Origin of the sequence: Roseateles sp., assembly GCF_039595295.1 — a bacterium.
Lineage (GTDB): Bacteria > Pseudomonadota > Gammaproteobacteria > Burkholderiales > Burkholderiaceae_C > Roseateles.
The window spans coordinates 24,617-48,690 of the sequence record NZ_JBCNLU010000035.1 but is presented as its reverse complement, the minus strand read 5'-3'; the positions used below and the strand labels follow the sequence as shown (position 1 = coordinate 48,690).

17 protein-coding genes and 1 tRNA gene are annotated in these 24,074 nt (G+C 69.2%); 8 read left to right on the top strand and 10 right to left on the bottom strand.

Annotated features, from left to right (window positions below; all coding sequences use genetic code 11):
- Window positions 1-329: ThiF family adenylyltransferase (locus tag ABDW59_RS19975; RefSeq protein WP_343632360.1), on the bottom strand; the 329-nt coding region annotated here is incomplete at its 3' end.
- Window positions 330-405: 76 nt separating this feature from the next.
- Complete coding sequence (locus ABDW59_RS19970) at window positions 406-1,854, bottom strand: S41 family peptidase (RefSeq protein WP_343632358.1); 1,449 nt, start codon at window positions 1,852-1,854, stop codon at window positions 406-408.
- Between the two features lie 282 nt (window positions 1,855-2,136).
- Here ABDW59_RS19970 and ABDW59_RS19965 point away from each other — a divergent pair, with 282 nt between their 5' ends.
- The gene (locus tag ABDW59_RS19965) at window positions 2,137-2,478 is read left to right on the top strand and encodes a cupin domain-containing protein (RefSeq protein WP_343632356.1); all 342 of its coding nucleotides are present in this window, start codon (window positions 2,137-2,139) and stop codon (window positions 2,476-2,478) included.
- An 8-nt stretch (window positions 2,479-2,486) separates the two neighbouring features.
- On the opposite strand, the gene ABDW59_RS19960 is transcribed toward ABDW59_RS19965, so the two are convergent.
- The 4 genes from ABDW59_RS19960 to ABDW59_RS19945 all read right to left on the bottom strand — a co-directional run bounded on the left by ABDW59_RS19960 (window position 2,487) and on the right by ABDW59_RS19945 (window position 9,986).
- Window positions 2,487-2,561: transfer RNA gene (locus tag ABDW59_RS19960), tRNA-Arg, on the bottom strand.
- A gap of 73 nt (window positions 2,562-2,634) precedes the next feature.
- On the bottom strand, window positions 2,635-6,864 hold the full coding sequence (locus tag ABDW59_RS19955) for a translocation/assembly module TamB domain-containing protein (RefSeq protein WP_343632353.1): 4,230 nt from the start codon (window positions 6,862-6,864) through the stop codon (window positions 2,635-2,637).
- A 9-nt stretch (window positions 6,865-6,873) separates the two neighbouring features.
- Complete coding sequence (locus tag ABDW59_RS19950; RefSeq protein WP_343632351.1) at window positions 6,874-8,808, bottom strand: BamA/TamA family outer membrane protein; 1,935 nt, start codon at window positions 8,806-8,808, stop codon at window positions 6,874-6,876.
- Window positions 8,805-9,986 carry a VWA domain-containing protein gene (locus tag ABDW59_RS19945; protein WP_343632349.1) on the bottom strand — a complete coding sequence of 394 codons (1,182 nt, stop codon included), beginning with the start codon at window positions 9,984-9,986 and terminating at the stop codon, window positions 8,805-8,807. Before ABDW59_RS19945 ends, ABDW59_RS19950 begins: the two co-directional genes overlap by 4 nt.
- Window positions 9,987-10,115: 129 nt before the next feature.
- Here ABDW59_RS19945 and ABDW59_RS19940 point away from each other — a divergent pair, with 129 nt between their 5' ends.
- A complete protein-coding gene (locus tag ABDW59_RS19940) occupies window positions 10,116-11,426 on the top strand; it encodes an EAL domain-containing protein (RefSeq protein ID WP_343632347.1) in 1,311 nt (436 codons plus the stop codon).
- Window positions 11,427-11,522: 96 nt separating this feature from the next.
- Here ABDW59_RS19940 and ABDW59_RS19935 read toward each other — a convergent pair whose 3' ends face one another.
- From ABDW59_RS19935 to ABDW59_RS19925, 3 genes are read right to left on the bottom strand one after another with little or no spacing between them, the layout of a single operon-like run.
- Window positions 11,523-13,670, bottom strand: coding sequence for a S9 family peptidase (locus ABDW59_RS19935; RefSeq protein ID WP_343632345.1), 2,148 nt, complete (start codon window positions 13,668-13,670; stop codon window positions 11,523-11,525).
- Window positions 13,670-14,266 carry a GNAT family protein gene (locus ABDW59_RS19930; protein WP_343632366.1) on the bottom strand — a complete coding sequence of 199 codons (597 nt, stop codon included), beginning with the start codon at window positions 14,264-14,266 and terminating at the stop codon, window positions 13,670-13,672. Before ABDW59_RS19930 ends, ABDW59_RS19935 begins: the two co-directional genes overlap by 1 nt.
- A gap of 11 nt (window positions 14,267-14,277) precedes the next feature.
- A complete protein-coding gene (locus ABDW59_RS19925) occupies window positions 14,278-15,120 on the bottom strand; it encodes a MoxR family ATPase (RefSeq protein WP_343632343.1) in 843 nt (280 codons plus the stop codon).
- A gap of 87 nt (window positions 15,121-15,207) precedes the next feature.
- Here ABDW59_RS19925 and ABDW59_RS19920 point away from each other — a divergent pair, with 87 nt between their 5' ends.
- The 6 genes from ABDW59_RS19920 to ABDW59_RS19895 all read left to right on the top strand — a co-directional run bounded on the left by ABDW59_RS19920 (window position 15,208) and on the right by ABDW59_RS19895 (window position 21,755).
- Window positions 15,208-15,927: a c-type cytochrome gene (locus ABDW59_RS19920; RefSeq protein ID WP_343632341.1), complete on the top strand. Its 720-nt coding sequence runs from the start codon at window positions 15,208-15,210 to the stop codon at window positions 15,925-15,927.
- Between the two features lie 137 nt (window positions 15,928-16,064).
- Window positions 16,065-17,324 carry an HD-GYP domain-containing protein gene (locus ABDW59_RS19915; protein WP_343632339.1) on the top strand — a complete coding sequence of 420 codons (1,260 nt, stop codon included), beginning with the start codon at window positions 16,065-16,067 and terminating at the stop codon, window positions 17,322-17,324.
- Window positions 17,325-17,480: 156 nt separating this feature from the next.
- Window positions 17,481-18,548 carry a hypothetical protein gene (locus tag ABDW59_RS19910; RefSeq protein ID WP_343632337.1) on the top strand — a complete coding sequence of 356 codons (1,068 nt, stop codon included), beginning with the start codon at window positions 17,481-17,483 and terminating at the stop codon, window positions 18,546-18,548.
- 113 nt (window positions 18,549-18,661) lie between these two features.
- A complete protein-coding gene (locus ABDW59_RS19905; RefSeq protein ID WP_343632335.1) occupies window positions 18,662-20,260 on the top strand; it encodes an ABC transporter substrate-binding protein in 1,599 nt (532 codons plus the stop codon).
- A gap of 80 nt (window positions 20,261-20,340) precedes the next feature.
- Entirely contained in the window at window positions 20,341-21,216 is an 876-nt protein-coding gene (locus tag ABDW59_RS19900) for an urease accessory protein UreD (RefSeq protein WP_343632333.1), read from the top strand.
- 134 nt (window positions 21,217-21,350) lie between these two features.
- Entirely contained in the window at window positions 21,351-21,755 is a 405-nt protein-coding gene (locus tag ABDW59_RS19895; protein ID WP_343632331.1) for a GFA family protein, read from the top strand.
- A gap of 131 nt (window positions 21,756-21,886) precedes the next feature.
- Here the strand turns inward: ABDW59_RS19895 and mdoH are convergent, their stop codons facing one another.
- The gene (gene mdoH, locus ABDW59_RS19890; protein WP_343632329.1) at window positions 21,887-24,067 is read right to left on the bottom strand and encodes a glucans biosynthesis glucosyltransferase MdoH; all 2,181 of its coding nucleotides are present in this window, start codon (window positions 24,065-24,067) and stop codon (window positions 21,887-21,889) included.
- Window positions 24,068-24,074 lie beyond the last annotated feature (7 nt).

Sequence of the window (24,074 nt, the reverse complement as noted above, 5' to 3'; positions counted from 1 at the left end):
GCCGCATCGGCGCGCGCGATCAGCGGTCGCACCTTCGGTTCCGGATTGATCGCCGCGATGCCCGCCGCCGCCGACAGCGCCTTGGGCTGATCGACGCGGTCCAGGCTGTGGGCGATCTGGCGCTGAAGATTGGTCAGATCGACGCGGTCGTGATCGACCAGCGTGATGCGGCCGACCCCGGCGGTGCCCAGGAACAGCGCGGCCGGTGATCCCAGGCCGCCTGCGCCGATGACCAGCGCATGTGCGGCCAGCAGCCGTTGTTGTCCCTCGACGCCGATGTCGTCCAGCAGGATGTGGCGCGAGTAGCGCAGCAGTTGCTCGTCATCCATAGGAGGGCAAGCATAAAAGAGAAAGGCCCCGAGGACATGGTCCAGGGAGCCTTGCGGGCGAGGGCGAGGGCGCGCTTTACTGCGTCTTGGCCTCGGCCTTGCGCTCCTGCGCGACCTTGGACACCGCCACGGGCTTGCCCTTGAGCTGGTTCAGCGCCTGCTGCAGCGGGAAGTCCTCGGTGCTGCCGAACTCGGGCAGCGGCTTGGGCGGCTCGGCGCGCTTGGCGTAGTCGGCCTCCAGCTTCTGGCGACGTTCCTCACGCAGCTTCTCCAGCTCCTTGGAGCGGGCTTCCTCCGACTTCTCGTCGGCGCTGGTCAGGTGCTTCTCCAGATCGGCCTCGCGCATGCGCAGCTCGGCGAAGACGTTGCCCTCGGCGGTCTCGTCCAGCGGGATGTCGGGGACGATGCCCTTGGCCTGGATCGAACGGCCGCTGGGCGTGTAATAGCGCGCGGTGGTCAGCTTGACCGCCGTGTCCGGGCCGAGTTGGCGCACCGTCTGCACCGAGCCCTTGCCGAAGGTCTGCAGACCCATCACGGTCGCCCGCTTGTGGTCCTGCAGCGCGCCGGCCACGATCTCGCTGGCGGAGGCGGAGCCCTCGTTCACCAGCACGACCAGCGGGACGTTCTTGATCGAGTCCGGCAGACGGCGCAGCGGATCGCCGGAGCCGCGGCGGGCATAGAAGTCGGGGTCGGCGCGGTAGCTGGCCTTGGATTCGGACAGCTGGCCGTTGGTCGAGACGACCTCGACGCCCTTGGGCAGGAAGGCGGCGGAGATCGCCACCGCGCCCTCGAGCAGGCCGCCCGGGTCATTGCGCAGGTCCAGCACCACGCCCTTGATCTTGGGGTCCTGCTTGTACAGGTCGGCCAGCTTCTGGCTGAAGTCCTCGACGGTGCGGTCCTGGAACTGGCTCACGCGGACCCAGGCGTAGCCGGGCTCGACCATCTTGGCGCGCACCGACTGGACCTTGATTTCCTCGCGATTGATGGTCACGGGGAAGGTGCGGCTCTCCGACTTGCGATAGATGGACAGCGTCACCTTCGTGTTGGGTTCGCCGCGCATCTTCTTGACCGCCTGATCCAGGGTCAGGCCGCGCACCGCCGTGTCGTCGATCTTGCTGATCAGGTCGCCGCTCTTGAGGCCGGCGCGGAAGGCGGGGCTGCCTTCGATGGGAGAGACGATCTTGACCAGGCCGTCTTCCATGCCGATCTCGATGCCCACGCCAACGAAGCGGCCGGTGGTGCTCTCGCGGAATTCCTTGAAGCTCTTCTTGTCGAAGAACTGCGAATGGGGGTCCAGGCCGCTGACCATGCCGGAGATGGCGTCGTTGATCAGCTTCTTTTCGTCGACGGGCTCGACGTAATCGGACTTGACGATCCCGAACACGGCGGCGAGCTGTTGCAGCTCTTCCAATGGGAGCGGGGACGTCGTGCTGCTGCGCGCATTGGCCTGCAGCTGCATCGTGGTCAACACGCCGGTCATCGCTCCCAACGCGACCCAGCCCGCGACTTTCAGTTTGGCGCCCATGATGAAAAAAATCCTGAAACGGTACAGCCTGGCTGCTTGGCGCCGCTTGCCCCGATGCGCCGGACAAGGCCGATCGTGACGGAGCAAAGGCGTTCCCAGTATATGTCCGAGGCAAAAATCCGGCCCGGCATGAGACGGTGGTTTACCCCTCATTTACGGCCCCCGCGTGCGGTGGTCCGCATCCCCGACGAAAGCACGGGGTCGGAGCGTGCGCCCCAGCCCCGTCGGTGCCATGATCGACGGATCGTCAGGCCAAGTCGCCAGCCTCAGAGGAGCAGTTCCATGGCCCTCCCGCACGCCGCCCCCGCCCAGCCCGTCGACGTCGCCCCGCTGGGCGCGGCGCTCACGTCGACGCAGTCGTCGGCGCTGTTCAAGTCCCCCGGGCTGGAAGTCATGCGCCTGGTGCTGCCGGCGGGCAAGGTCTTCCCGCCGCACAAGGTCGACGGGGAGATCACCCTGCATTGCCTGGAAGGGGAACTCGAACTGAGCGTCCTGACCGACGGCGCCGAGCAGCGCCAGCGCCTGCGCGCGGGGCAGCTCTGTTATCTCGAGGGGGGCGTCACGCACGCGGTGACGGGCATCTCGGATGCGTCCGCGCTGGTGACCATCGTGCTGGGGCGCTAGGGACCGGGTGGTCCCTCCGACAGGAATCGAACCTGTATTTGCCGCTTAGGAGGCGGCCGTTCTATCCATTGAACTACGGAGAGGATCTGCGGGCCTAGTGGCTGCCGCGGGCGACCCGGCATGCCTGGGCCGCGAGAGGGGCGGATTCTCGCATGCCTACTCCCACTTCCACTGCCAGATCACATCCAGGCCCTGCTGGACTTCGCTGGCCCGCGCCCGCAGCGTGAAGCGCTGGGCCAGCTTGTAGATCAGCTGCCAGGAGCCCGTCGTCGCGTTCAGCCCGCGCTCGTAGGCGACGAAGACGTTGCGGCTGACCTGCTTGCCCAGCCGCACCACGGTGCCGCGCGCGTCGTCGCCCTCGCCGCTGAAGGACAGCTCGTCCAGGCCGATGTTGTGGATCAGCTTGTCGCTGGCGCTCTCGCCGTCGCCGCTGATCAGGGCCATGGCGGCGCGCTGCATCAGTGCGGTGTCGGTGCGGCCCAGGTTGTCCGGCGCGCGGCCCAGCACCAGCCAGGACAGCTTGTTGGTCTCGCTCATGTCCGGGTCGGAGTACAACCGGATGCGCGGGCTGCTGGCCGTGCCGGTCACCGTCACGCCCACCCGCACGGCGTCGTTCTCCAGGTCCGGCCGGATCGCGAGCACGTCCAGCCGCGGGTTGTCCAGCGGTCCGACGAAGCTGAACACGCCTTGCTCCACGACCAGCTTCTGACCGTAGGCGTTGAAGGTGCCGCCTTCGCTGCGCACCTCGCCGGTCATCTGCGGACGCGCCTGGCCGTCCTGCGCCACATGCAGCTGACCGCGCAGTTTCGTGTCGATGCCGTAGCCCTTGAGCTGCAAACGCCGACCCAGGTCCAGGTCCAGATCGAGCTTGAGCCGCATCGGCTTGCCGCTGCCGTCCACCGCCTTGGGCGGGCTGTTGGCGCGCACGACCTGCACATCGCCGTCGAGTTGCGGCGCGTCGCCGCGCGAGAAGTCGAACAGCCCTTCGACGACGACGAACTGGCCCTTCAGATCCAGCAGCTGCGCGCTGGCCTTGAGTTGCGCGCCGCCGGTGGCGACCACGCGCCGGTCCACGCGCTGGAGCAGGGCGAAGGTCTCGGCCTTGAGCGAGAGCTCGGCATGCGGATCCGCGCCGAAGTGCAGGTTGCCGTCCAGGCTGACGCTGCCGTTGCCGGCCTTGGCGGTGAACTTCTCCAGCTTGGCCTCGCGGCCGCTCATGGTCAGCGCGAGCTCGCCCTGCTGCATGTCCACGCCCATCAGCGCGTTGCGCAGCGACAGCTTCTGACCGCCGGCTTGGCCGCGGATCTCCGGCGCGCCCAGCGTGCCGCCCAGTTGCAGCGTCGCGTAGAGGCTGCCGCCCAGACGCCAGCCCGCCGGCACCCACGGACCCCAGTTGCCGAGGTTGTCGACCTTGGCCTCGATGCCGCCTTCCAGCCGCGCGTCGGTCGTGGGCAGCGCATGCGGATTGGCGCTGCGGAAGGTCACCGCGCCGCCGACCGCGCCCATGTTCTCGCCCGCCACGCCCTGCACCAGGTGCCACACGCCCTGGTCGGCCAGCACGCCCAGCCGCAGATCGGTCAGCGCCAGCCGTTGCGTGCTGACTTCGTCGGTGACGGTCAGGTCGCCGCGGGTGCGCTCCAGCATGAAGTCCAGGGTCAGCCCGCGCGCGTCGCTGCGCGTCTTGAGCCGGCCCTCGATCAGCAGATCGCCGCCCCAGCCGAAGTCCGGCTGCAGCTTGGACAGCACCGGCGCCGCGGCCAGCGGCTCCAGCACGGCCTGCACATCCCAGTCGCGCGGCGACTGCCAGTTCATGCGGTCCCAGCGCACGCCGGCGCCCAGCACTTCCATCCGGCCCGGGGCCAGCGTCGCCTGACGCGGATCCAGTCCTGGATCCAGCCGCAGCGAGCCCGACAGTCCCTCGGTCTTGAACAGCGGCAGCGACTGCTGGCCGCCCTCCAACTGCAGGGACAGCGCGCGCGCCTGCCACAGCCCGCCTTGACGCCAGGCCTGCAACGGATCGGCTTCCAGCGCGCCTTCCAGCGACAGCTGCGCGCGCGCGCCCTGCGGATCCAGCGGCACCGGCTGCGCGCCGGTGCCGCTGGCTGCCTGCGCGCGGGCCACGACCTTGGTGGGCGCGGGCTGCGTGAGCACCGGCGGCAGCGGCACCTGGCCGCGCGTGCTCAGCGTGAGCTTGTGCTGCGCCCAGCTGCCGGACAGGTCCAGGCGGACCTCGTCCAGTCGGGTGCTTTGCTGCGGCAGGCGCAGCGTGCGCAGCTCGGTGGTCCAGGAGAGCTTGGCGTCCTTCAGGCTGGACAAGGACCACTGGCCGGTGGCCGTGTCCATCTGCAGCGCCGGACGGCTGCCGGAATTGGCTGGCAGGCCCGGCACGCCGGACAGCGCGAAGCCCTGAACCTGCCACTTGCCGTCGCTGCCGTACTGCGCCTGACGCGCACCCGGTTGAACCAGGAGCACACTGGCTTGCGCCTGCGCACTGCCCACGATCGTCGCCTGGGGGAAGCGAGCGCGCAGCATCGGTTGAAGGTTGGCCAGCTTGGGCGCGTTCAGGTCCAGCGAGAGATCCACCTGCTCCCGCTTGGCGGCGGCGTTGATGCGGCTGCGCGCGCTGAGGGTCGCGTCGGCCAGCCGCAGATCGGCGGCGAGATCGGGCGGAGCCGATCCGCTGCGGCTGTAGCGCACCTGTCCTTGCAGGGGCAGGCCCTGCCACTGGCTGGGTTGCAGGTCGACCTCGGCCTTGCCTTGCGGCCACAAGCTGCCGCGCACCGATTGCAGCGCCGCCTGCACGCGCGCGTTCAGCGCCTGCGGCACGGCGCCGTCAGGCAGCGGCTCCGGGCTGAGACGACGCGGATCCAAGCCCTGTACCGAGGCCTCGACCCGAGCCTTCCAGCCCTCGGCCAGCGACAGTGTCTCGTTCAATCCGAGCTCGCCTTCCGCCTGCAGCGTGGCGGGGCCCGAGCGGGCGCGCAGCCGCTGCAGCACGATCGCCTGGGTGCGCAACTCGGCAGCCAGCGAGACCTCCATCGGCGCCTGCAAGCGGCCTTGGCCCAGCAGACCGGACAGATCGCCCTCGACGTGCAGCGCCTGGTCCGCGCCGGCCTTGTCCAGACTCGCCGTCGTCTTCAGACGCAGCTCGCCGCGGGCCTGGACCAGCGGCCAGCTCAAGTTGATGCGGCGGCTGTCCAGCCCGTCCAGTCGCAGCGTGAGCACGCTGCCGTCCTTGCCGCTGGTCTGACCGGTCGCAAGCAGACGGCCGCCGCCGGCGATCTGGGCGTCCAGCGTAGGCAGGCGCAGCCGCGTCCAGTTGGACGGGTCGAGCAGCAGATCCAGCTTCAGCGTGCTCAGCGGCAACCGATCCTGATCCAGCCGGCCGGCGGCGTCGTTGGCCAGATCCGCCGTCACGGTGAGCGACTTGTCCGCATTCGGCGTCAGCGACAGCTTGCCCGTCAGGCCGGTGCGGGGCACGCCGTCCGTGCCCGGCAGCAGCGCGGCCAGGTCCACGCCCTGGGCTTGCGCTTGCAGCTGCGCGACGGGGAAGGGCGCGAAGGGCTGCAGCCGCGCCTGGAGCTGCAGCTTCTGCCTGGCGGCCTCCAGCGCCCCTTGCAGCGCGAGTTCCTTCAGCGGTCCGTCCAGCCGGAAGGGCGCGGTCCACGGGAGCTCGCCCTGCGGCTGCGCCAGCGTCCATTGGCTGGCGAGCGTCAGATCCTCGCGCGTGGCGATCTCGGCCTTGCCGGCGAGGGTCAGGCCTTGCCAGGCCAGCGACTTCACCTCGACGCGGTGCTTCTCGCCGCCGTCGGCGCCCAGCGCCGCGCTGCCGCGCAGGCCGCGCAAGGGCTGCGTCAGACCGGGCGCGAAGAGCTCGTCGATCTGCAGATCCTTGATCGAGATCGCCACCGGCGACAGCAAGCTGGTCGGCGCCTGGGTCGGCTCGCCCGAGGGGGCCATCTGCACCCGCAGCCGCTGGACCGCGAGCCGGTCGGCCAGCACCTCGCCCCACAGCAGCGGGGAGCGGTTCCAGCCCAGCCGCACGCCGCGCCATTGCAGCTGCTCCAGCACGATGCGGTCCTCGGTGCCGGGCAGGAGGAGCTCGGCGCGGTCGACATCGAAATTGCCCAGCAGGCTGCCACGAGCGTTGTTCAGGCTCAGGCCGGGGACCTTGGCCAGCACGTAGGCGGTGCCGCCTTCGGTCTTCAGCGCCCAGGTCAGGGCCAGCAGCAGCGCGCCGGCGATCAGCGGAATCAGCAGCAGCGCCCACAGCAGGCCGCGCGCGCGGCGGCGGCGCCTCGACGGTGCGGCGGCGGGCGCAGCGGCGGAGGGGACGGGCGTGCCGTCCGTCGGCGGGGTGGGGGCGTCGTCGCGCGGGTCGCTCATGGCATCACGTCACAGGCTGATGGCGAGGCTGAAATGCATGCGCCACTTGTCGACCTGGTTGCCCTTGGCGAAGTCGAAGCGCAGCACGCCCACGGGGCTGCGGTAGCGCAGGCCGGTGCCGTAGGCCCAGGCGGGACGATAGTCGCCCCAGTTCTGCGCGGCATTGCCGGCGTCCAGGAACAGCGCGCCCATCAGCTGCGGGATGCGCGGCGTGAGCGGATGCGAGAACTCCACGCTGCCGTCGAGCAGCACGCGGCCGCCGGTCAGGTTGCCCGCGGAGTCCACCGGCGCCAGCGTCTCGAAAGCGTAGCCGCGGATGGTGTCGTCGCCGCCGGTGCGGAAGCGCAGCGCCTCGGGCAGGCCGACGTTTGTCTTGGCCAGGATCTGGCCGGCCTCGACCCGGGTCGAGAACAGCCACTTGCCGGGCAGCGGGTGATACCAGTAGGCCTTGCCGATCGCCCGCGCGAACGGCCCCTTGGATTGCGTCGTGCTGTCGGCCCAGCCGCCGCCGACGGTGGCCGTGGCGCTCCAGCCCTTGGTCGGCAGCACGCGCGAGTCCAGCCGGCGCCAGGTCATCTGCTGGTTCAGCGAGACGGCGCCCGCGACCGTGGTCTGCACGTCCTGCTTGTGCTCCCAGGAGCGCAGCAGCTCGACGTAGGTCAGCCGGTCCTCGGGCTCGGTCTCCTTGGCGTAACCCAGCCGGGTGCTCAGGTTGGTGTTGACCTGGTTGTTGTCGTCGATGCGCTCCAGCCGCACCGAGGCCAGGCTGCGCTGCATGTTGGGCTGCGGATGCGAGCTGACTTCGGTTTCCAGCACCTGGCGCGTCTTGGCCAGTTCGAGCTTGGTGCGCTCGCGGATGTTCAGGCCGAAGGGCTTGCGGTGCGTGTACTCGACGCTGGCGCTGGGGCCGTCGACGGTCTGATAGCCCAGACCCAGCGTGACTTGCTGGCGGGCGGCCTCGCGGACCTTCACCGTCACCGGCACCTCGACCGATTCCGCGCCGGGCGGCGGCGTCACGCTCTCGGGCTGGATCTCGACGCTGGCGCTGTCGAAAAGCTGCGTGCCGACCAGCCGTTCCTGGAAGTCCAGCAGCAGCTTCTCGTTGTAGGGCTGATGCAGCTGATAACCGGCCAGCCGCCGCACGCTTTCTTCCGGCTGATGCTTCAGGCCCTCGACCGTCAGCTCGCCCAGCGTGAACAGCGGTCCGCTTTCCAGCGTCACCGCGATGTCGACCTGGTTGTCGTCGGCCTGCACCACGGCTTCGCTGTGGGTCATGCGGGCGAGCGGATAGCCCTGCGCGCGGGCCCGCGTCAGCAGCGCGTTCTTCGACGCCGACCAGTCGCCCTGGCTGAAGCCGGATTGCACAGGGAGCTGCCAGCTTTGCATCAGCGTGCGCTCCAGCGCGGTGGCCAGCTTGTCGCCGCGCTCGGCCGCGGTCTTGAGCGGGCCCTCGATGCGCAGGTCCATCTGCCGCACCAGGGCGCGCGGGCCGGTGTCCACGACCAGACGCAGATTGCGCACGCCGTCGGACAGGTCGCCGATCTCCTCGGTCTTGACCTTGGCGTTGAAGTAGCCGGCGGTCTCCAGCAGCTTGGTCGCCTGCTCCGGCGCGACGGCGGCCAGACGGCGCAACTCGGCCGCGGTCAGGCGCATGTCGTCCGGCGTGTCGCGGAAGCGCGCCAGGTCCAGGTGTTCCATCAGCAGCGCGCGCAGCTCGGGCGGGGCCTCGATGGTCAGCTCGTAGGCCGAGATGCGGCGCGTGGTGACGTTGGGGTTGTCGGTGTCGGCCTCGGCCGGCTGGGCGACCTTGAGCTGCGTGGTCTTGGTGTTGGCGGGCAGCAGCGAGCAGCCGCTCAAACCCGCGCCGCCGGCGCCGACCATCAGGATCAGCAGCCAGCCGCGCAGCAGTCGACCGAGCAGAGCGTCCGCGCGCGTCGCCGTCATCGGTTGAGCACGCGCATCGCCTGCTCGAGGCCGCTCATGGTGAGCGGCATCATGCGCTGCTGCATCAACTGCTGGATCAGCGCGATGCTCTGGCGGTACTGCCAGACGCCCGCGGGCTCGGGGTTGATCCAGACGTGTTTGGTGAAGTGGCTGGTCAGACGTTGCAGCCATTCGGCGCCGGCTTCCTCGTTGTTGTATTCCACGCTGCCGCCGGGCTGCAGGATCTCGTAGGGACTCATCGTGGCGTCGCCGACGAAGATCAGCTTGTAGTCGCGGTTGTACTTGTGGATCAGGTCCCAGGTCGAGGTCTTCTCGCTGAAGCGGCGCTGGTTCTGCTTCCACACGAAGTCGTAGACGCAATTGTGGAAGTAATAGAACTCCATGTGCTTGAACTCGCTCTTCACCGCGGAGAAGAGCTCCTCGACACGGTGCACGTGCTCGTCCATCGTGCCGCCGACATCCATCAGCAGCAGCAGCTTCACCTTGTTGTGCCGCTCGGGGACCATGCGGATGTCCAGCATGCCGGCGTTGGCCGCCGTCTTGTGGATGGTGTCGTCCAGGTCGAGCTCCAGCTCCGAGCCCTCGCGCGCGAAGCGGCGCAGCCGTCGCAGGGCGACCTTGATGTTGCGGGTGCCCAGTTCGATGCCGTCGTCGTAGTCGCGGTACGAGCGCTGATCCCAGACCTTGACCGCGCTGCGCTGGCCGCCGGGGCCGCCGATGCGCACGCCGCGCGGGTTCTGCCCGCCGTTGCCGAAGGGGCTGGTGCCGCCGGTGCCGATCCAGCGGCTCCCGCCCTCGTGACGTTCCTTCTGTTCTTCCAGCCGTTGGCGCAGGGTGTCCATGAGCTCGTCCCAATCGAGCGCCTTGAGTTGCGCCAGCTGCTCGGGCGTGAGCTCACGTTCGAGCTGCTTGGTGAGCCAGTCCTGCGGGAGCGCCTTGAAGAGCTCGCCGGTCAACTCAACCCCCTTGAAGTAGGCCCCGAACGCGCGGTCGAACTTGTCGAACAGCGCCTCGTCCTTGACCAGCGCGGTGCGGGCCAGCGCGTAGAACTTGTCGAGGGTCGGGCCGCCATCGTCGTCCAGGACGCCGGATTTCATGGCGTCGAGCAGCGTCAGGTACTCCTTCACGGAGACCGGGAGCTTGGCGGCGCGGAGCGTGTAGAAGAACTGGATCAGCATGGGCATCCCCCCTGAACCGCAGGGCGTCGGGGCATTATCCACGGCGGACAAGGGCGTAGCATCGGCTCCACGCCGGTGCACGCGTGGCGCGTAGCCTGGCGATCGACAACAGTTGGGATCGGGCGGCGCATGGACGGCTACAAGGGCGACGGGCAAGGCGTGGACCTGGCGGTCAACGTCGAGGTCGAGGCGATGCTTCAGGCGCTTTACGGCGCCATCACCGAGGAGCGCGGTCGCTGGGTCGCGCAGCACGGGAGCCACCGGCTCACGAGCGCCTTCCAACCCATCTACAGCTTCCCCCACCGGCGACCCGTCGGCTACGAGGCGCTGGTGCGGGTCGAGGACGAGCGCGGCCGGCCCATCCCGCCGGTGGCGGCGTTCGAGGGCGTGGGCAATTTCGACGAACAGGTCTGGCTGGACCGGCTGTGCCGGCTGCTGCACGTGCACAACTTCGTGTCGCAGCGGCAGACCGATTGCTGGCTGTTCCTGAACATCCATCCGGCGGTCTTCGTCCATGCGGCGATGCAGGTGCGGATGCTGGCGCGCGCGGTGGAGGTGGTCCACGACCTGGGCCTGCCCACGCACCGCCTGGTCTTCGAGGTCACTGAGGACGTGATGGCCCGCGACGACAGCTTCGAGGACGCGGTCGAGGCGGCCCGGGCCACGGGCTGCCTGCTGGCGCTGGACGACTTCGGCGTGGGGCATTCCAACTTCGACCGCATCTGGCGCATCCGGCCGGAGGTCGTGAAGCTGGACCGCTCGCTGCTCAAGCGCACCCGGGGCTCGCGCAAGATGGCGAGGGTGCTGGCGCAGATGGTGGCGCTGCTGCACGAGTGCGGCGCGCTGGTGCTGCTCGAGGGGATCGAGACGCCCGAGGACGCGCAGATGGCGATGGACGCCGACGTGGACCTGGTACAGGGCTTCGCCTTCGGCCACCCGGCGCCGCAGCTGCGCGACGAGCAGGGCGTGTCGCCGGAGCTCGAGGGCGTATGGAGCCTGTTCAACGACCGCCAGGCCCAGTTGCGCCGCGACCACCTGGACCGGCTGACGCCGTTCCGCACCGCGATCGCGCTGGCGCTGCAGCCGCTGCAGCAGGGCCGGCCGTTGGCCGAGGCCTGCGCGGTGTTTCTCAAGCTGGCGGGCGCGCAGATGTGCGTGCTGCTGGACGAGGACGGCCGCGAGATCGGCCCGCGCGCGGTCCCGGCGGACACGCCGCTGGACCTGGATCCGCGCTTCCTGCCCATGGAGCGCGCCGGCGATGCGCGCTGGGCGCGCCGGCCGTACTTCCGCCGCGCGGTGGAGGCGGTGGGCGAGGTGCAGGTCACGCGTCCGTATCTGAGCCTGCACGGGGCCAGGATGTGCGTGACGGTCTCTGTCGCCTATTGGCAGGACGGCCGGCTGCGCGTGTTGTGCGGCGACCTGGACTGGGACGAGACCTGACCCCCACGGGGCCGCCGGTGGCGGTGCTGCGACCGCCGCCGCTGCACCCGTTGCCGCCGCGCGTGGACGCGCCGCCCGCGGCATGGGCCGCGCGGATCAGGCGCCGCGGGGCGGCTTCGCGCTCGTCTTGACGGCCGTCTTGGCCTTGGCCTTCGCCTTGGCGCCCGCCGTGTCGTAACGCTTGAGCCAATCGAAGAACTCGCGGTACCAGAGCTTGCTGTTGCGCGGCTTCAGGATCCAGTGGTTCTCGTCCGGGAACCACACGAGCTTGGCGTCCACGTTCTGCGCCTTGAGCGTGTTGTAGTAGGCCAGGCCCTGCGCGTCGGGCACGCGGTAGTCGAGTTGTCCGTGGATGACCAGCGTCGGGGTGTTGAAGTGCTGCGCGTAGGCGATCGGGCTTTGCGCCGCGACGCGCGCGGGGTCGTCCCAGTACCAGGCGGCCAGCTCCTTCGCGTGCCAGTGGTACGCGTCGTTGGCGAACATGGCCTGCCAGTCGAAGCAGCCCGCATGGCAGACGTAGGCCTGGTAGCGGCCCTGGGCCAGATGGCCGTTCATCCACGCGACCATGTAGCCGCCGTAGCTGCCGCCGGTGGCGAACAGCCGCTTGGGATCGGCCCAGGGCTGCTTGAGCAGCAGATCGGTGGCGATCTCGATGTCCTCGCACTCCAGCGTGCCCCAGCGGCCGGTGATGGCGTCGGCGAAGCGGTTGCCGAAGCTGGACGAGCCGTGATAGTTCACGCAGGCCACGACGAAGCCCTCGGCCGCCATCAGCTGATGGTTCCAGCGCCAGTGCCAGCTGTCGCCCATGGCCGTGTGCGGGCCGCCGTGGATGAGCTGCATCAGCGGCGCCTTGGTCTTCTTCTTGGGATCGAAGCCGGGCGGGTAGTAGAGCCACATCTGCACCAGCTCGCCCAGCGCGCCCTCGTACCAGAGTTCCTCGACCGCGCCCATGCGGCGCGTGCCCAGCACCTCGTCGTTGAAGGACTCCAGGCGGCGCAGCACCTGCTCGTCGGCTTCGCCTTCGCGCTCGACCAGCGAGAGCCGCGGCGGGAACGAGGCGCTGTCATGCAGGACCACCAGCGTCCCGGCCGACAGCGCGAACGAGCCGATGTGGCCCCCCTCGCAGAGCGCGAAGGGGTGCAGGGTCTTGACGTCGAAGCGGTAGAGGTGGCGACGGCCGCGGTCCTCGGCGCAGAAGATGACGCCCAGGTCGTCTTCGTCCCAGCGCAGCGGCGCGGCGACGTCATGGTCCCACTCCTCCGACAGCACCGCCCAGTGGCCGTGGGTGTCCAGCACCGCGAGCTGCGCGGGCATCGTGTGCTTCAGCCCCTGATGGCTGGCGATGAAGGCGATGTGCTGACCCGCATGGCTGTAGACCGGCGCGCTGAAGTCCCAGTCGGGATCGACCAGCAGCGGCTGCGCGCGGCCGGAGCGCACGTCGATCTCGGCCAGGCCGTTGCGGTACTCCAGCACCTTCTTCTCGGCCGGGTCGAAGCTGAAGACGATGCGGCGGCCGTCGGGCGAGATGTCGAAGGTGTCGGCGTCGGGCTCTGCGCGGCTGAGCTCATAGGGCGTGCCCTCGAAGAGGTCGCGGACCTCTCCGGTCTCGATGTCGACGACATGCAGGTGAGGGACGCGGCCCATGGGCAGCGAGTGGTCCCAGAAGCGGTAGAAGCCCTCTTCGGTGACGTAGGCGGTCTCCTTGCGATCCTTCTCGGCCTGACGGGCCTTGGCCTGCGCGTCCTGGCCCTTGAGCGTCGGATCGACCCAGGAGACGAAGGCCAGCCGGCGACCGTCCGGGAACCACTTGAAGGCGTCGACGCCGAAGGGGGCGCGGGTGACGCGGCGGGCCTCGCCGCCGTCGGGCGGGATCACGTAGAGCTGCGGCGCCTCGTCCTTGTGGCCTTCCTGCTCGCGCCGGGCGACGAAGGCGACCAGGCCGCCTTCGGGGCTCCAGCGCGGCTGGCCGTCCTTCTCGCCGGCCTGCGTCAGCGCGCGCGGCGCGCCGCCCAGCGTCGACAGCAGCCACAGCGTGGTGCGACCCTGGTTCTTCTCCATGTCGAAGCGCGTCACCGGCAGCACGGCCTGCGCGCCGTCGGGCGACAGCGTCGGCGCGCCCAGGCGGTCCATCGCCCAGAGCGCATCGACGTCCATCACGGCGGCGTCGGACCTATTGACCGGCTTGCTCTTGCCGCTCTTGTCGCCCTTGCTGCTCTTGTCGCTCTTGTTCTTCGCTGCGGCCATCAGGCGCTCCGGGGTTTGTCCAGCTGCCACTGGAGATGATTCTGGATGGTTGGCCACTCGGCCGAGGTGATGCTGTAGACGCAGGTGTCGCGCAGCGTGCCGTCGGGCATGCGCTGGTGCGAGCGCAGCACCCCGTCCAGTTGCGCGCCCAGGCGCTCGATGGCCTTGCGGCTCTGCTGGTTCAGGCGGTGGGTGCGGAACTCGACGGCGATGCAGCCCAGCGACTCAAACGCGTGGCGCAGCAACAGCAGCTTGCACTGCGTGTTGAGCGCGCTGCGCTGACACGAAGCGCGGGTCCAGGTCGAGCCGATCTCGACACGGCGATTGGCCGCGTCGATGTTCATGTAGGTCGTCATGCCGGCCGCGCGGCCCGCGGCGTCGAAGACGGTGAAGGGGTTCATCGTCCCGGCCTCGCGCAGCGCCAGGCGCCGGTCGATCTCGGCGGCCAGCCGGTCCGGCGCCGGCACGGCCGTGTACCAGAGCTTCCACAGCTCGCCGTCCTTGACGGCCTCCAGCAACGGGTCGTGGTGCGCGCGGGACAGCGGCTCCAGCCGGGCATGCGGGCCGGTCAGCGTGACCGGGGCGGCGAGCGACAGCGAGGCGGCGTTCAACGGTTGCGGCTCTGCATGTAGACGAGCTTCTCGAACAGGGTCAGGTCTTGCTCGTTCTTGAGCAGCGCCCCCACCAGCGGCGGGATGGCGACCTTCTCGTCCTGGGTCTGCAGCGCTTCCAGCGGGATGTCCTCGGCCAGCAGCAGCTTGAGCCAGTCGATCAGCTCCGAGGTGGAGGGCTTCTTCTTGAGTCCGGGGAGCTTGCGCACGTCGTAGAAGGTCTTGAGCGCCGCGGCCAGCAGCTCCTTCTTCAGGCCGGGGAAGTGCACGTCCACGATGGCCTGCATGGTGTCGGCCTCGGGGAACTTGATGTAGTGGAAGAAGCAGCGGCGCAGGAAGGCGTCGGGCAGCTCCTTCTCGTTGTTGGAGGTGATGAACACCAACGGGCGGTGCTTGGCCCGGACCCATTCGCGCGTCTCGTAGACGTAGAACTCCATGCGGTCGAGCTCGCGCAGCAGGTCGTTGGGGAACTCGATGTCGGCCTTGTCGATCTCGTCGATCAGCAGCGCCACCGGGGTCTCCGACGCGAAGGCCTGCCACAGCGTGCCCTGGACGATGTAGTTCTTGATGTCCCGGACCTTGTCGTCCCCGAGCTGGCTGTCGCGCAGGCGGGAGACGGCGTCGTACTCGTACAGCCCCTGCTGGGCCTTGGTCGTGCTCTTGACGTGCCATTGCAGCAGCGGCAGGTCCAGCGCCTTGGCGACTTCCTCGGCCAGCAGCGTCTTGCCGGTGCCGGGTTCGCCCTTGACCAGCAGCGGCCGCTTGAGCGTGATGGCGGCGTTGACGGCCAGCATCAGGTCGGGGGTGGCGACGTAGTCTTGCGTGCCTTGGAATTTCATGAGCGGTTTCTCTAGCGCAGCGGTGAAAACCAGTATATAGGGCCCCCCCTATAATCGCGCCGCCCCAAATCCTTGATGATCGGGACCATGAGAAGACAACTGCAGATCTCCCTCGCGTTGATGCTGGCTGGTAGTGCTTTTGTTGTATCGGCTCAGTCCAACGCATCCTCCCAACCGGCGCCGGGACAAGCGCCGGCGGCAACCCCGGCAAGTCCTGGCACCGCGTCGCCCGGTGCCCAGGCGCCCGTGCAGGCCAAGGTGGCCATGTGCATCGGCTGCCATGGCATTCCCGGATATCAGGCGACCTTCCCGGAAGTGCACAAGGTCCCGATGATCGCGGGCCAGAACGCCAAGTACATCGCGGCGGCGCTGGCGGCCTATGCCAAGGGCGACCGCAAGCACCCGACCATGCGCGGCATCGCCGTGCCGCTCAAGGACGAGGACATCGCCCAGATCTCCGAGTACTACGCCACCCAGGCCAAGGTCGAGCCGGTGCCCGCGACCGTCGAGCCGCCCGCCGACGTGCGCAAGCTGCTGGACAAGGGCGCCTGCGCGAGCTGCCATGGTGCCAACTTCAGCAAGCCCATCGACGGCACGTATCCCAAGATCGCCGGCCAGCACGCCGACTATCTGTACGTGGCGCTGAAGTCCTACCAGACCGAGGGCAAGAACTACGTCGGCCGCACCAACGCGGTGATGGCGGGTCAGGTCAAGCAGTTCACGCATGCGGAACTCAAGACCTTGTCCCAATATTTGGCGAGTCTCCCGTCGGAACTCCGTACAGTCCCGCAATCGCGATTCCGCTGACTCGTGGCAGGCTACCGGCGTAGCCTGGATCGCAGCAAAGCCGCCCGGTCCCGGGCGGCTCTTGTTTTTTGCGTGGACGACTGTGCGGGCGCCGAGGAGGGCGCCATACTGTGTCGTCCTGGAGGAGAGCGCCGGTCATGCTGAAGAAGATTGCCACCTCGCAAGTTCGGTTGGGCATGTACCTGCATGGGATGGAGGGCTCGTGGCTCTCGCATCCGTTCTGGAAGACCAAGTTCGTCCTGACCGATCCGGCCGATCTCCGCGCGCTGCAGGCGAGCGGCGTCCCGTTCTGCTGGATCGATTCGTCGCTGGGCCTGGACGTGGACGGGGCGAAGCCCGCCGCGTCGGCGCCGGCATCGGCTTCGGCTCAGCCGGAGGCGGTCGTCGCCGTCGTGCCCGAGGCGCCGGCCGTCGTGGCCGGGCGGCCGCGGCCCGACTTGAGCACCACGCCCGCGTCGATGGGCGAGGAGCTCGAGCGCGCCACGCAAGTGATGCAGCGCTCCAAGCGCGCGGTGATGACGCTGTTCGGCGAGGCGCGTCTGGGCAAGGCGGTCGACGCCGAGCAATGCCTGCCCCTGGTGGCGGAGGTGGCGAGCTCCGTGGTGCGCAACCCCTCGGCGCTGATCAGCCTGGCGAGGCTCAAGACCAAGGACGACTACACCTACATGCACTCGGTGGCGGTGTGCGCGCTGATGGTGTCGCTGGCCCGGCAGATGGGCCTGGACGAGGCGCAGACCCTCGACGCCGGCCTGGCCGGGCTGCTGCACGACATCGGCAAGATGGCGATGCCGCTGGACGTGCTCAACAAGCCGGGCTCGCTGACCGACGACGAGTTCGCCATCATGCGCGACCACCCCACCCGCGGCTTCGAGATGCTGAAGGAAGGGGCGGCGGTGTCGGAGGGGGCGCTGGACGTGGCGCTGCGGCATCACGAGAAGATGGACGGCACGGGCTATCCGGGCAAGCTCAAGGGCGAGGAGATCAGCCTGCTGGCGCGCATGGGCGCGGTGTGCGACGTCTACGACGCGATCACCTCGAACCGGCCCTACAAGACCGCCTGGGATCCGGCGGCCTCGCTGGCGCGAATGGCGCAGTGGGCGGGGCATTTCGATCCGCGGGTGTTCCAGGCCTTCGTGAAGTGCGTGGGCATCTACCCGGTGGGGACGCTGGTGAAGCTGCAGTCGGGCAAGCTGGCGGTGGTGCTGGAACAGAACGCCACGGCGTTGACCGCGCCGCGGGTGCGGGCCTTCTACTCGACGAAGTCGCAGATGCCGATCCCGACGCAGGTGCTGGACCTGTCCTCGCCGGGCGCGTCGGACCGCATCATCGGCCGCGAGGATCCGGCCACCTGGGGCTTCCAGAAGCTCGACGAGCTGTGGCAGGCGCCGGCGGGCTGAGGCTGTCTCACTTGCTTCGGTAGTCTGCCATCGCACGAGTCGGTAGGCCTGCCCGATGTTCAGGGCAACTCTCTCCTAGTTCAGGCAATGGCGCGTGGGAACCTCACGCCGGAAGATGCGGGCTTCGCGTCGATGTCTGGCGCAGGAGGATTTCCGATGGCAGTACTTTGGAAAGAGGCGGCTCGGCCTGAGCGCGTGGCAGACGATGCGGCGGAAACGGAGCCGCTCGAGGCGCCCTTCGACGTGATCACCTACGCGGGGCCGATCACCATGGCCGGCTACGAGCGCTTGAGCGAGCTACTCGAAACGCGCAAGACCCACGCGAGGGCGCTGGTCGTGCTGGAGACGCCCGGCGGCGATCCGCACGCGGCGTTCAGGATCGCGCGAGCGATTGGCTGTCATTACGAGGAGTTCCACGCGCTCGTGCCGCGCTACTGCAAGAGCGCGGGCACGCTCATCGTCGTCGGGGCGGCGGTGCTCCACATGGATGACCGGGCGGAGTTGGGGCCGTTGGACATGCAGGTGCCGCGGCCGGATGTGATCAACGGCCGTAGCTCGGCGCTGGAATTCTGCGGCGTGTTGGACTCGCTACGTCCGCATCAGCTGGGCGCATTCGTCGAATCGCTGCAGGACCTCGCAGACGAAGGGCTGACTGCCGAGGGCGCCTTCAGCGCCGTCGCGAAACTGGTGGGCGGCTTGTATCGACCGATCGCAGAGCAGATTGATCCGCACCGCTTGGTCGAGATGGAGCGAGCCATGGCCATTGCGATGGCCTACGGAGCTCGACTCGCGGCAACGGGAGAGAACATCGACCACCTCGGCCTGAGACGGCTCGCGACCGAGTACCCATCGCACGCCTTCGTGATCGATCGTCGCGAAGCTCGCAGCTCGTTCCAGGACGTCCGAGCGCCAGAAGGCGAGGTGTCCGCCATCGCCCGGTCGCTGCCCTTCTGGATGAAGGACGCGATGTCCCTGGGCGTGCCCGTCATTGATCTTCAACCCTATCCCATCACCAACCATGAGGTGTGCCATGCGAAAGACTGTTCCGAAGTTCGACCCCATTCGGGAGGGCAAGCGGATCGCTTACGAGAACGTGCTGAAACGCTATCCCGGTCTCTTCGACCTGGATCGAAAGCCGACCAGGGATTGGCCGGTCATGGACGAGCCACCCCAGAGGCGGCACCCCTCTCGGAATCCCAGTCCACCCCACCCGACGTCCATTGACACGGACTGACCCCGCCCCGGCAATCCCCGCACCGTCCGTAAAGACCCCGAGCATCCGCTCGGGTCCGGCTCCCTAAACTCGTCGCCACGACATGGGACGTCGGGAGATCGGGATGACACGGATGCTCATGCTGCTGGCGCTGTGCGCCGGCGCGGTCGCCGGGGGACCGGACGAGCTGCTCTCGGCTCAGGCGCAAACCCTGCGCTGGGCCAGCCAGGGGGATCCGCAGACCATGGACCCCCACTCGCAGAACGAGAGCCAGACCAACGGGATGAATTCGCAGGTCTACGAGCGGCTCACCTCTCGCGACAAGCAGCTCAACATCGTCCCCGGCCTCGCCACCGAGTGGATGCAGATCAGCCCCACCGTCTGGCGCTTCAAGCTGCGCCCCAACGTCAAGTTCCACGACGGCTCGGCCTTCACCGCCGACGACGTCGTCTTCTCGCTGCAGCGCGCCAAGGCGCCCAGCTCCCAGATCGCGGTTTACGCCAACGCGGTGGGCACCGCGCGCAAGATCGACGATCTCACCGTCGAGATCACCCAGCCGCGCTTCAACCCCATCTTTCTCCAGCACCTGGACCTGCTCTTCATCATGAGCAAATCCTGGTCCGAGCAGCACAAGGTCACCCGGCCGCTCAGCTTCAAGGACAACGAGGAGAGCTTCGCCAGTTTCAACGCGAACGGCACCGGCCCCTTCATGCTGGTGCGGCGCCAGCCCGGCATCCGCACCAGCTACAAGCGCAACCCCAACTGGTGGGGCCGCTTCGAGGGCAATGTGCAGGAAGTCCAGTTCACGCCCATCGCCAACGACGCGACGCGGCTCGCGGCGCTGATCTCCGGCGAGGTCGACCTGCTGCTCGACCCGTCGCCGCGCGACGTGCCGCGACTGCGCTCGACGCCGGGCGTGCAGATCATCGAGGGCGTCGAGAACCGGCTGGTCTTCGTCGGCATGGATCAGGCGCGGGACTCGCTGGTCTACGGCAAGACGTCCAATGGCAAGAATCCGTTCCAGGACCTGCGCGTGCGTCAGGCCATGTACCAGGCCATCGACATCGAGGCCATCCGCAAGCGCCTCATGAACGGCCTGTCCGAGCCGACCGGCGGCCTCACGCCGTCGCCGCTGGGCGCCTACGGGGACCCGGCGCTGGAGACGCGACTGCCCTTGGACCTCGCCGCCGCCCGCAAGCTCATGAGCGACGCCGGCTATGCCGACGGCTTCGAGGTCAGCTTCGACTGCCCCAACAACCGCTACGTCAACGACGAGGGGATCTGCCTGGCGCTGGCCTCGATGTGGGCGCAGATCAAGATCAAGGTGCGGGTCAACGCGATGCCGCGCGTCCTCTACTTCCCCAAGCTGGAGCGCTACGAGACCTCGCTGTATCTGCTGGGCTGGGGCGGCGCGATCACCGATGCCGAAACCATCTTCACCCCCGTCTATCGCAATGAGGACCGGGCCTCGGGTGCGGGCTTCTACAACTACGGGCGCTCGCGCAACGCCAAGTTCGATCAGCTGGCCGCGGCCTCGTCCAGCGAAGCCGATCCCGCCAAGCGCGAGCAGCTGATCAAGGCCGCGCTCGTCGAGTACCGGACGCAGCTGAACGTGCTGCCGCTGCACCGGCAAGTGATCCCGTGGGCGACGCGGCAAGGCGTGAAGGTCGTGCATCGCGCCGACAACTGGCTGGAGTACGCCTGGATCACGCTGCCCAAGTGACGCTGGGCGAAAGCGGAATCGGCAGCCGCGATCGGTCGGGTGGCGAGCTCAGGGGCGCGGAGCCTCTAACATCCGCGGCCATGAGCGAATCGCCCCCGTCGTCCGTCGAAAAGTCCGTCGAGAAACACTGGCTCGCGCGCCTGCGCGCCGACTACCGGCGCGAGGGCGCGCGCTGCGTGGTGCGCCACGATCATGAGGGCCCGCTGCGCCTGCTCAAGAGTCTCTATCCCGAGGGCGATGCGATCTGCCACAGCGTGCTGGTGCATCCGCCCAGCGGCCTGGTCGGCGGCGACACGCTGGACATCGGGATCACGCTGGATGAGTGCGCTCACGCGCTGATCACCACGCCCGGCGCGACGCGCTTCTATCGCAGCCCAACCGGCGCGTTGGCCGCTCAGCGATTGCATGCGCGGCTGGGCGAGGGCGCCCGGCTCGAGTGGCTGCCGCTGGAGGCCATCGCCTATCCCGGCTGCGAGGCGCTGAATGAAGTCCGCTTCGAGCTCGCGCCCGGCGCGGAGCTGCTCGCCTGGGACATCACCGCGCTGGGCCTGCCCGGCGCCGACCAGCCCTACGCGACCGGCCGCTTCCAGCAGCATCTGGAGATTCCCGGCGTGTGGCTGGAGCGCGGTCTGCTTGACGCGACCGATGCCTTGCTGATGGACGGCGACCTGGGCCTGGCGGGGCATCGCTGCCTCGGGACGCTGGTCTTCGCCAGCGGCGCCGCGATCCTGCGCGAGCGCCGCGAGCAGGCGCTCGACGCGGTGCGCGCGCTCATCGAGGCCGACCCGCTGCGTGCCACCGCCGGCGCGACGGCGGCCCAGGACGGCGTGCTGGTCGTGCGCGCGCTGGGGCCGGTGGTCGAGCCGGTGTCCCTGCTGCTGCGTCGCTGCTGGGCGGCCTGGCGTCGGGTGTTGTGGGGACTCGACGGCACGACGCCGCGGCTCTGGGCGCTCTGAGCGCCCCGCGTTTGCGGGGGAAGCCTCCCTTTTCCGAAGGATGTCTCACGGGCAAGGATGTGTCGCCCGTGTAGCCAAGGCCTCCGACGCCGCATAGCATCGGTGCTCCATGCACGATCTCCAGGGAGGTGTCGATGGCTTCACGAACAGCGTCCTGCGCTTGCGGTCAGTTGAGGATCGTCGTGCAGGGGGAGCCGCTGGGGACCGGCCTCTGCCACTGCCTGGCCTGCCAGCGCCGCACCGGCAGCGTCTTCGCCGCGCTGGCCGCGTTCCGGGAACCCTATGAGGTGGTCGGCGTCGCGAATGAATTCGTGCGCACGGGCGACCAGGGGGCGCGCTTTCGCTTCCGCTTCTGCCCGGCCTGCGGCAGCAATCTCTTCCACACCGAGGAGGGCGTCGAGGGCACGGTCGGCGTCGCCGTCGGCGGCTTCGGCGATCCGGATTTCCCGGCCCCGCGGGACTCGGTCTACACCTGCCGCATGCATGCATGGGTGCAACTGCCAGAGGGCGTCACGCGCCACGTCCGCGATCCGGTTTGAGCGGCCAAGCAGCCACGAGGCCGCCCCGAAGCGAGGGCCGGAAAGACCGACGCCGGGCGCCGGAGAGACCGCCATGACTCGGTCTGTCCAACGCCCGGCGCGGCGCTCGGGATCGTGATGAGGGAGGACGATCAGGCGGCCAGGCGGAGTTCCTGTTGGCCGGCGGCCTGCCGATGCGGCTGGGCCAGACGGACCAGGTGGGCCGGCTCGCTCAGGAAGCGCATGCGCTCTGCATTGGTCAGCGCTTCCAGCGCGCCGGGCTGAGCGGCCAGCTCGACGAGGCGACGATCGCGAACCCGCGCCCGCACGCCGTGGCCGATCTCGCGGCGGCCCATCGCCTCGGCCGCCAGCGCGGTCAGGCGACGGCTGGCCACCAGCTCCGTCCAGCCGGGAAGGTGGCGCTCCTGGCGGCCATAGGCCCAGGCGTTGCTCAGCACGGTCGGGGTGCGGCTCTCTTCCGGAATCACCATCAGGCCGGCGGCGCGCAGACGCTCGCCCAGTCGGGCGCGGCTGGACAGCACGGTGATGGGCGCGGCCAGCAGCAGCGGCAGCGCGATCGGGGCCATCCACATCAGCGTCGACGGGCTCATCCATCCCACCACCGCGGCGAACACCGCGGTGGCGGCGCTCACGCGGCCGAAGGCGGCGAAGGCCTCGCGCCAGGACACGTCCTCGGCGGCCCGCGGGGGCGACTTCCATTCCAGCGAAATGCCGGTCAGCGCCACCACGCAGAAGATCGAGTGCGCCACCATGCGCAGCGGTGCCTGCAGCAGCGACATCAGCGCTTCCATCGCGCTGCTGGCCAGCAGCTTGAGCGCGCCGCCGTACTGGCCGTGCTCGCCGCGCAGGATGACCGCGGCCACCGACAGCAGGCGCGGCAGCGTCAGCATGCCGATGGTGCCCAGCCACAGCCCGGCCACGCCGGGGGCGAGCGAGCCGTCGCTCATGAAGGGACGGAAGCTCTCGCTGCCGCCGACGTTCCAGAGCAGCACGCCCAGGCCCACGTACAGCAGCCACAGCGGGGCCGCGAGATAGGACAGCGCGCCGGTGACCAGCATCGCGCGGTGCACGCCGTGCAGGCCGGGCTCGGCGATCAGGCCGGCGTTCTGGATGTTGCCCTGGCACCAGCGGCGGTCGCGCTGCAGCTCGGCCAGCAGGTGCGGGGGCTGCTGCTCGTAGGAGCCCGGCAGGTCCGCCACCAGCCACACCTGGTAGCCGGCGCGGCGCATCAGCGCGGCCTCGACGAAGTCATGCGACATGATCTCCTTGCCGTTCAGCGGGGCCAGGGCGCAATGCTTCATGAAGGGCTCGACGCGAATGATCGCGTTGTGGCCCCAGTAATGGGCCTCGCCCAGCTGCCAGAACTGCATGCCGGCGGCGAAGAGTCGACCGGTCACGCGGCTCGCGAACTGCTGCGCGCGGGCGTGCGGCGTGTCGTGGCCGCAGACCTGGTTGGCGGCCTGCAGGATGCCGGCGCGCGGATGCTTCTCCATCAGACGGACCAGGCCCAGCAGGCAGTCGCCGCTCATGACGCTGTCGGCGTCCAGCACCACCATGTAGCGGTAGTTGCGGCCCCAGCGGCGGCAGAAGTCGGCCACGTTGCCGGCCTTCTTTTTCACGCGGCGCTGGCGCCAGCGGTAATGGATGCGGCCGCGGCCGGCGAACTGGGCGCGCAGCTCGGCCCAGGCGGCCAGCTCCTGCGTGCGGCATTCCGGGTCGCTGGAGTCGGACAGGATGTAGACGTCGAACAGCCGCAGCGCGCCGGCGGCGGCCAGCGATTCGCAGCTGGCGCGCAGGCCGGCGAAGACGGTGGTGACGTCCTCGTTGCAGATGGGCATGACCAGCGCGGTACGGGCGTCGGCGCCCAGCGCGTCGTGGCCGGCGTCCTTGATGGAGATGGCGTGGCGGTCGCCGCGCAGCATCACCCAGAAGCCCATCACCGCCGTCACGCAGCCCGCGCTGACCCAGGCGAACAGCAGCGCGAACAGCGCCAGATGCACGCACTGCAGCGCGAAGGCCCAGGGGTTGTCGGCCCAGCCGTTGTGGGTGGTCCAGAGCACGCCGGTGGCCAGCGCGGTGGCGCCGGCGATGGCCAGCTTCAGCGCGTTGCGGCGATGTCGGGCGGCGGTCTCCCAGGCCTGCGGCGGCTCGGCGCCGGGCAGCGCCTCCACCGGCGGGGTGCGCAGGCCCCAGGGGCGCGGCACCATCGAGCCGCGCTTCATCGGCGGGGCGCTCGGGCCGACCGGGCCGGGAGCGGCGGCGGCCTGCAGGGGCGCGCCGGCGTGGGCGGGTTGACGGAAGGATTCGGTCATGTCGTGC

Bases quoted from the DNA above. Each gene is read 5' to 3' on its own strand.
- ABDW59_RS19970 (WP_343632358.1), bottom strand. From the start codon at position 1,854: ATGGGCGCCAAACTGAAAGTCGCGGGCTGGGTCGCGTTGGGAGCGATG.
- ABDW59_RS19955 (WP_343632353.1), bottom strand. From the start codon at position 6,864: ATGAGCGACCCGCGCGACGACGCCCCCACCCCGCCGACGGACGGCACG.
- ABDW59_RS19900 (WP_343632333.1), top strand. From the start codon at position 20,341: ATGAGCGAATCGCCCCCGTCGTCCGTCGAAAAGTCCGTCGAGAAACAC.
- ABDW59_RS19920 (WP_343632341.1), top strand. From the start codon at position 15,208: ATGAGAAGACAACTGCAGATCTCCCTCGCGTTGATGCTGGCTGGTAGT.
- mdoH (WP_343632329.1), bottom strand. From the start codon at position 24,067: ATGACCGAATCCTTCCGTCAACCCGCCCACGCCGGCGCGCCCCTGCAG.
- ABDW59_RS19940 (WP_343632347.1), top strand. From the start codon at position 10,116: ATGGACGGCTACAAGGGCGACGGGCAAGGCGTGGACCTGGCGGTCAAC.
- ABDW59_RS19915 (WP_343632339.1), top strand. From the start codon at position 16,065: ATGCTGAAGAAGATTGCCACCTCGCAAGTTCGGTTGGGCATGTACCTG.
- ABDW59_RS19925 (WP_343632343.1), bottom strand. From the start codon at position 15,120: ATGAAATTCCAAGGCACGCAAGACTACGTCGCCACCCCCGACCTGATG.
- ABDW59_RS19895 (WP_343632331.1), top strand. From the start codon at position 21,351: ATGGCTTCACGAACAGCGTCCTGCGCTTGCGGTCAGTTGAGGATCGTC.
- ABDW59_RS19910 (WP_343632337.1), top strand. From the start codon at position 17,481: ATGGCAGTACTTTGGAAAGAGGCGGCTCGGCCTGAGCGCGTGGCAGAC.
- ABDW59_RS19905 (WP_343632335.1), top strand. From the start codon at position 18,662: ATGACACGGATGCTCATGCTGCTGGCGCTGTGCGCCGGCGCGGTCGCC.
- ABDW59_RS19950 (WP_343632351.1), bottom strand. From the start codon at position 8,808: ATGACGGCGACGCGCGCGGACGCTCTGCTCGGTCGACTGCTGCGCGGC.
- ABDW59_RS19965 (WP_343632356.1), top strand. From the start codon at position 2,137: ATGGCCCTCCCGCACGCCGCCCCCGCCCAGCCCGTCGACGTCGCCCCG.
- ABDW59_RS19945 (WP_343632349.1), bottom strand. From the start codon at position 9,986: ATGCTGATCCAGTTCTTCTACACGCTCCGCGCCGCCAAGCTCCCGGTC.
- ABDW59_RS19935 (WP_343632345.1), bottom strand. From the start codon at position 13,670: ATGGCCGCAGCGAAGAACAAGAGCGACAAGAGCAGCAAGGGCGACAAG.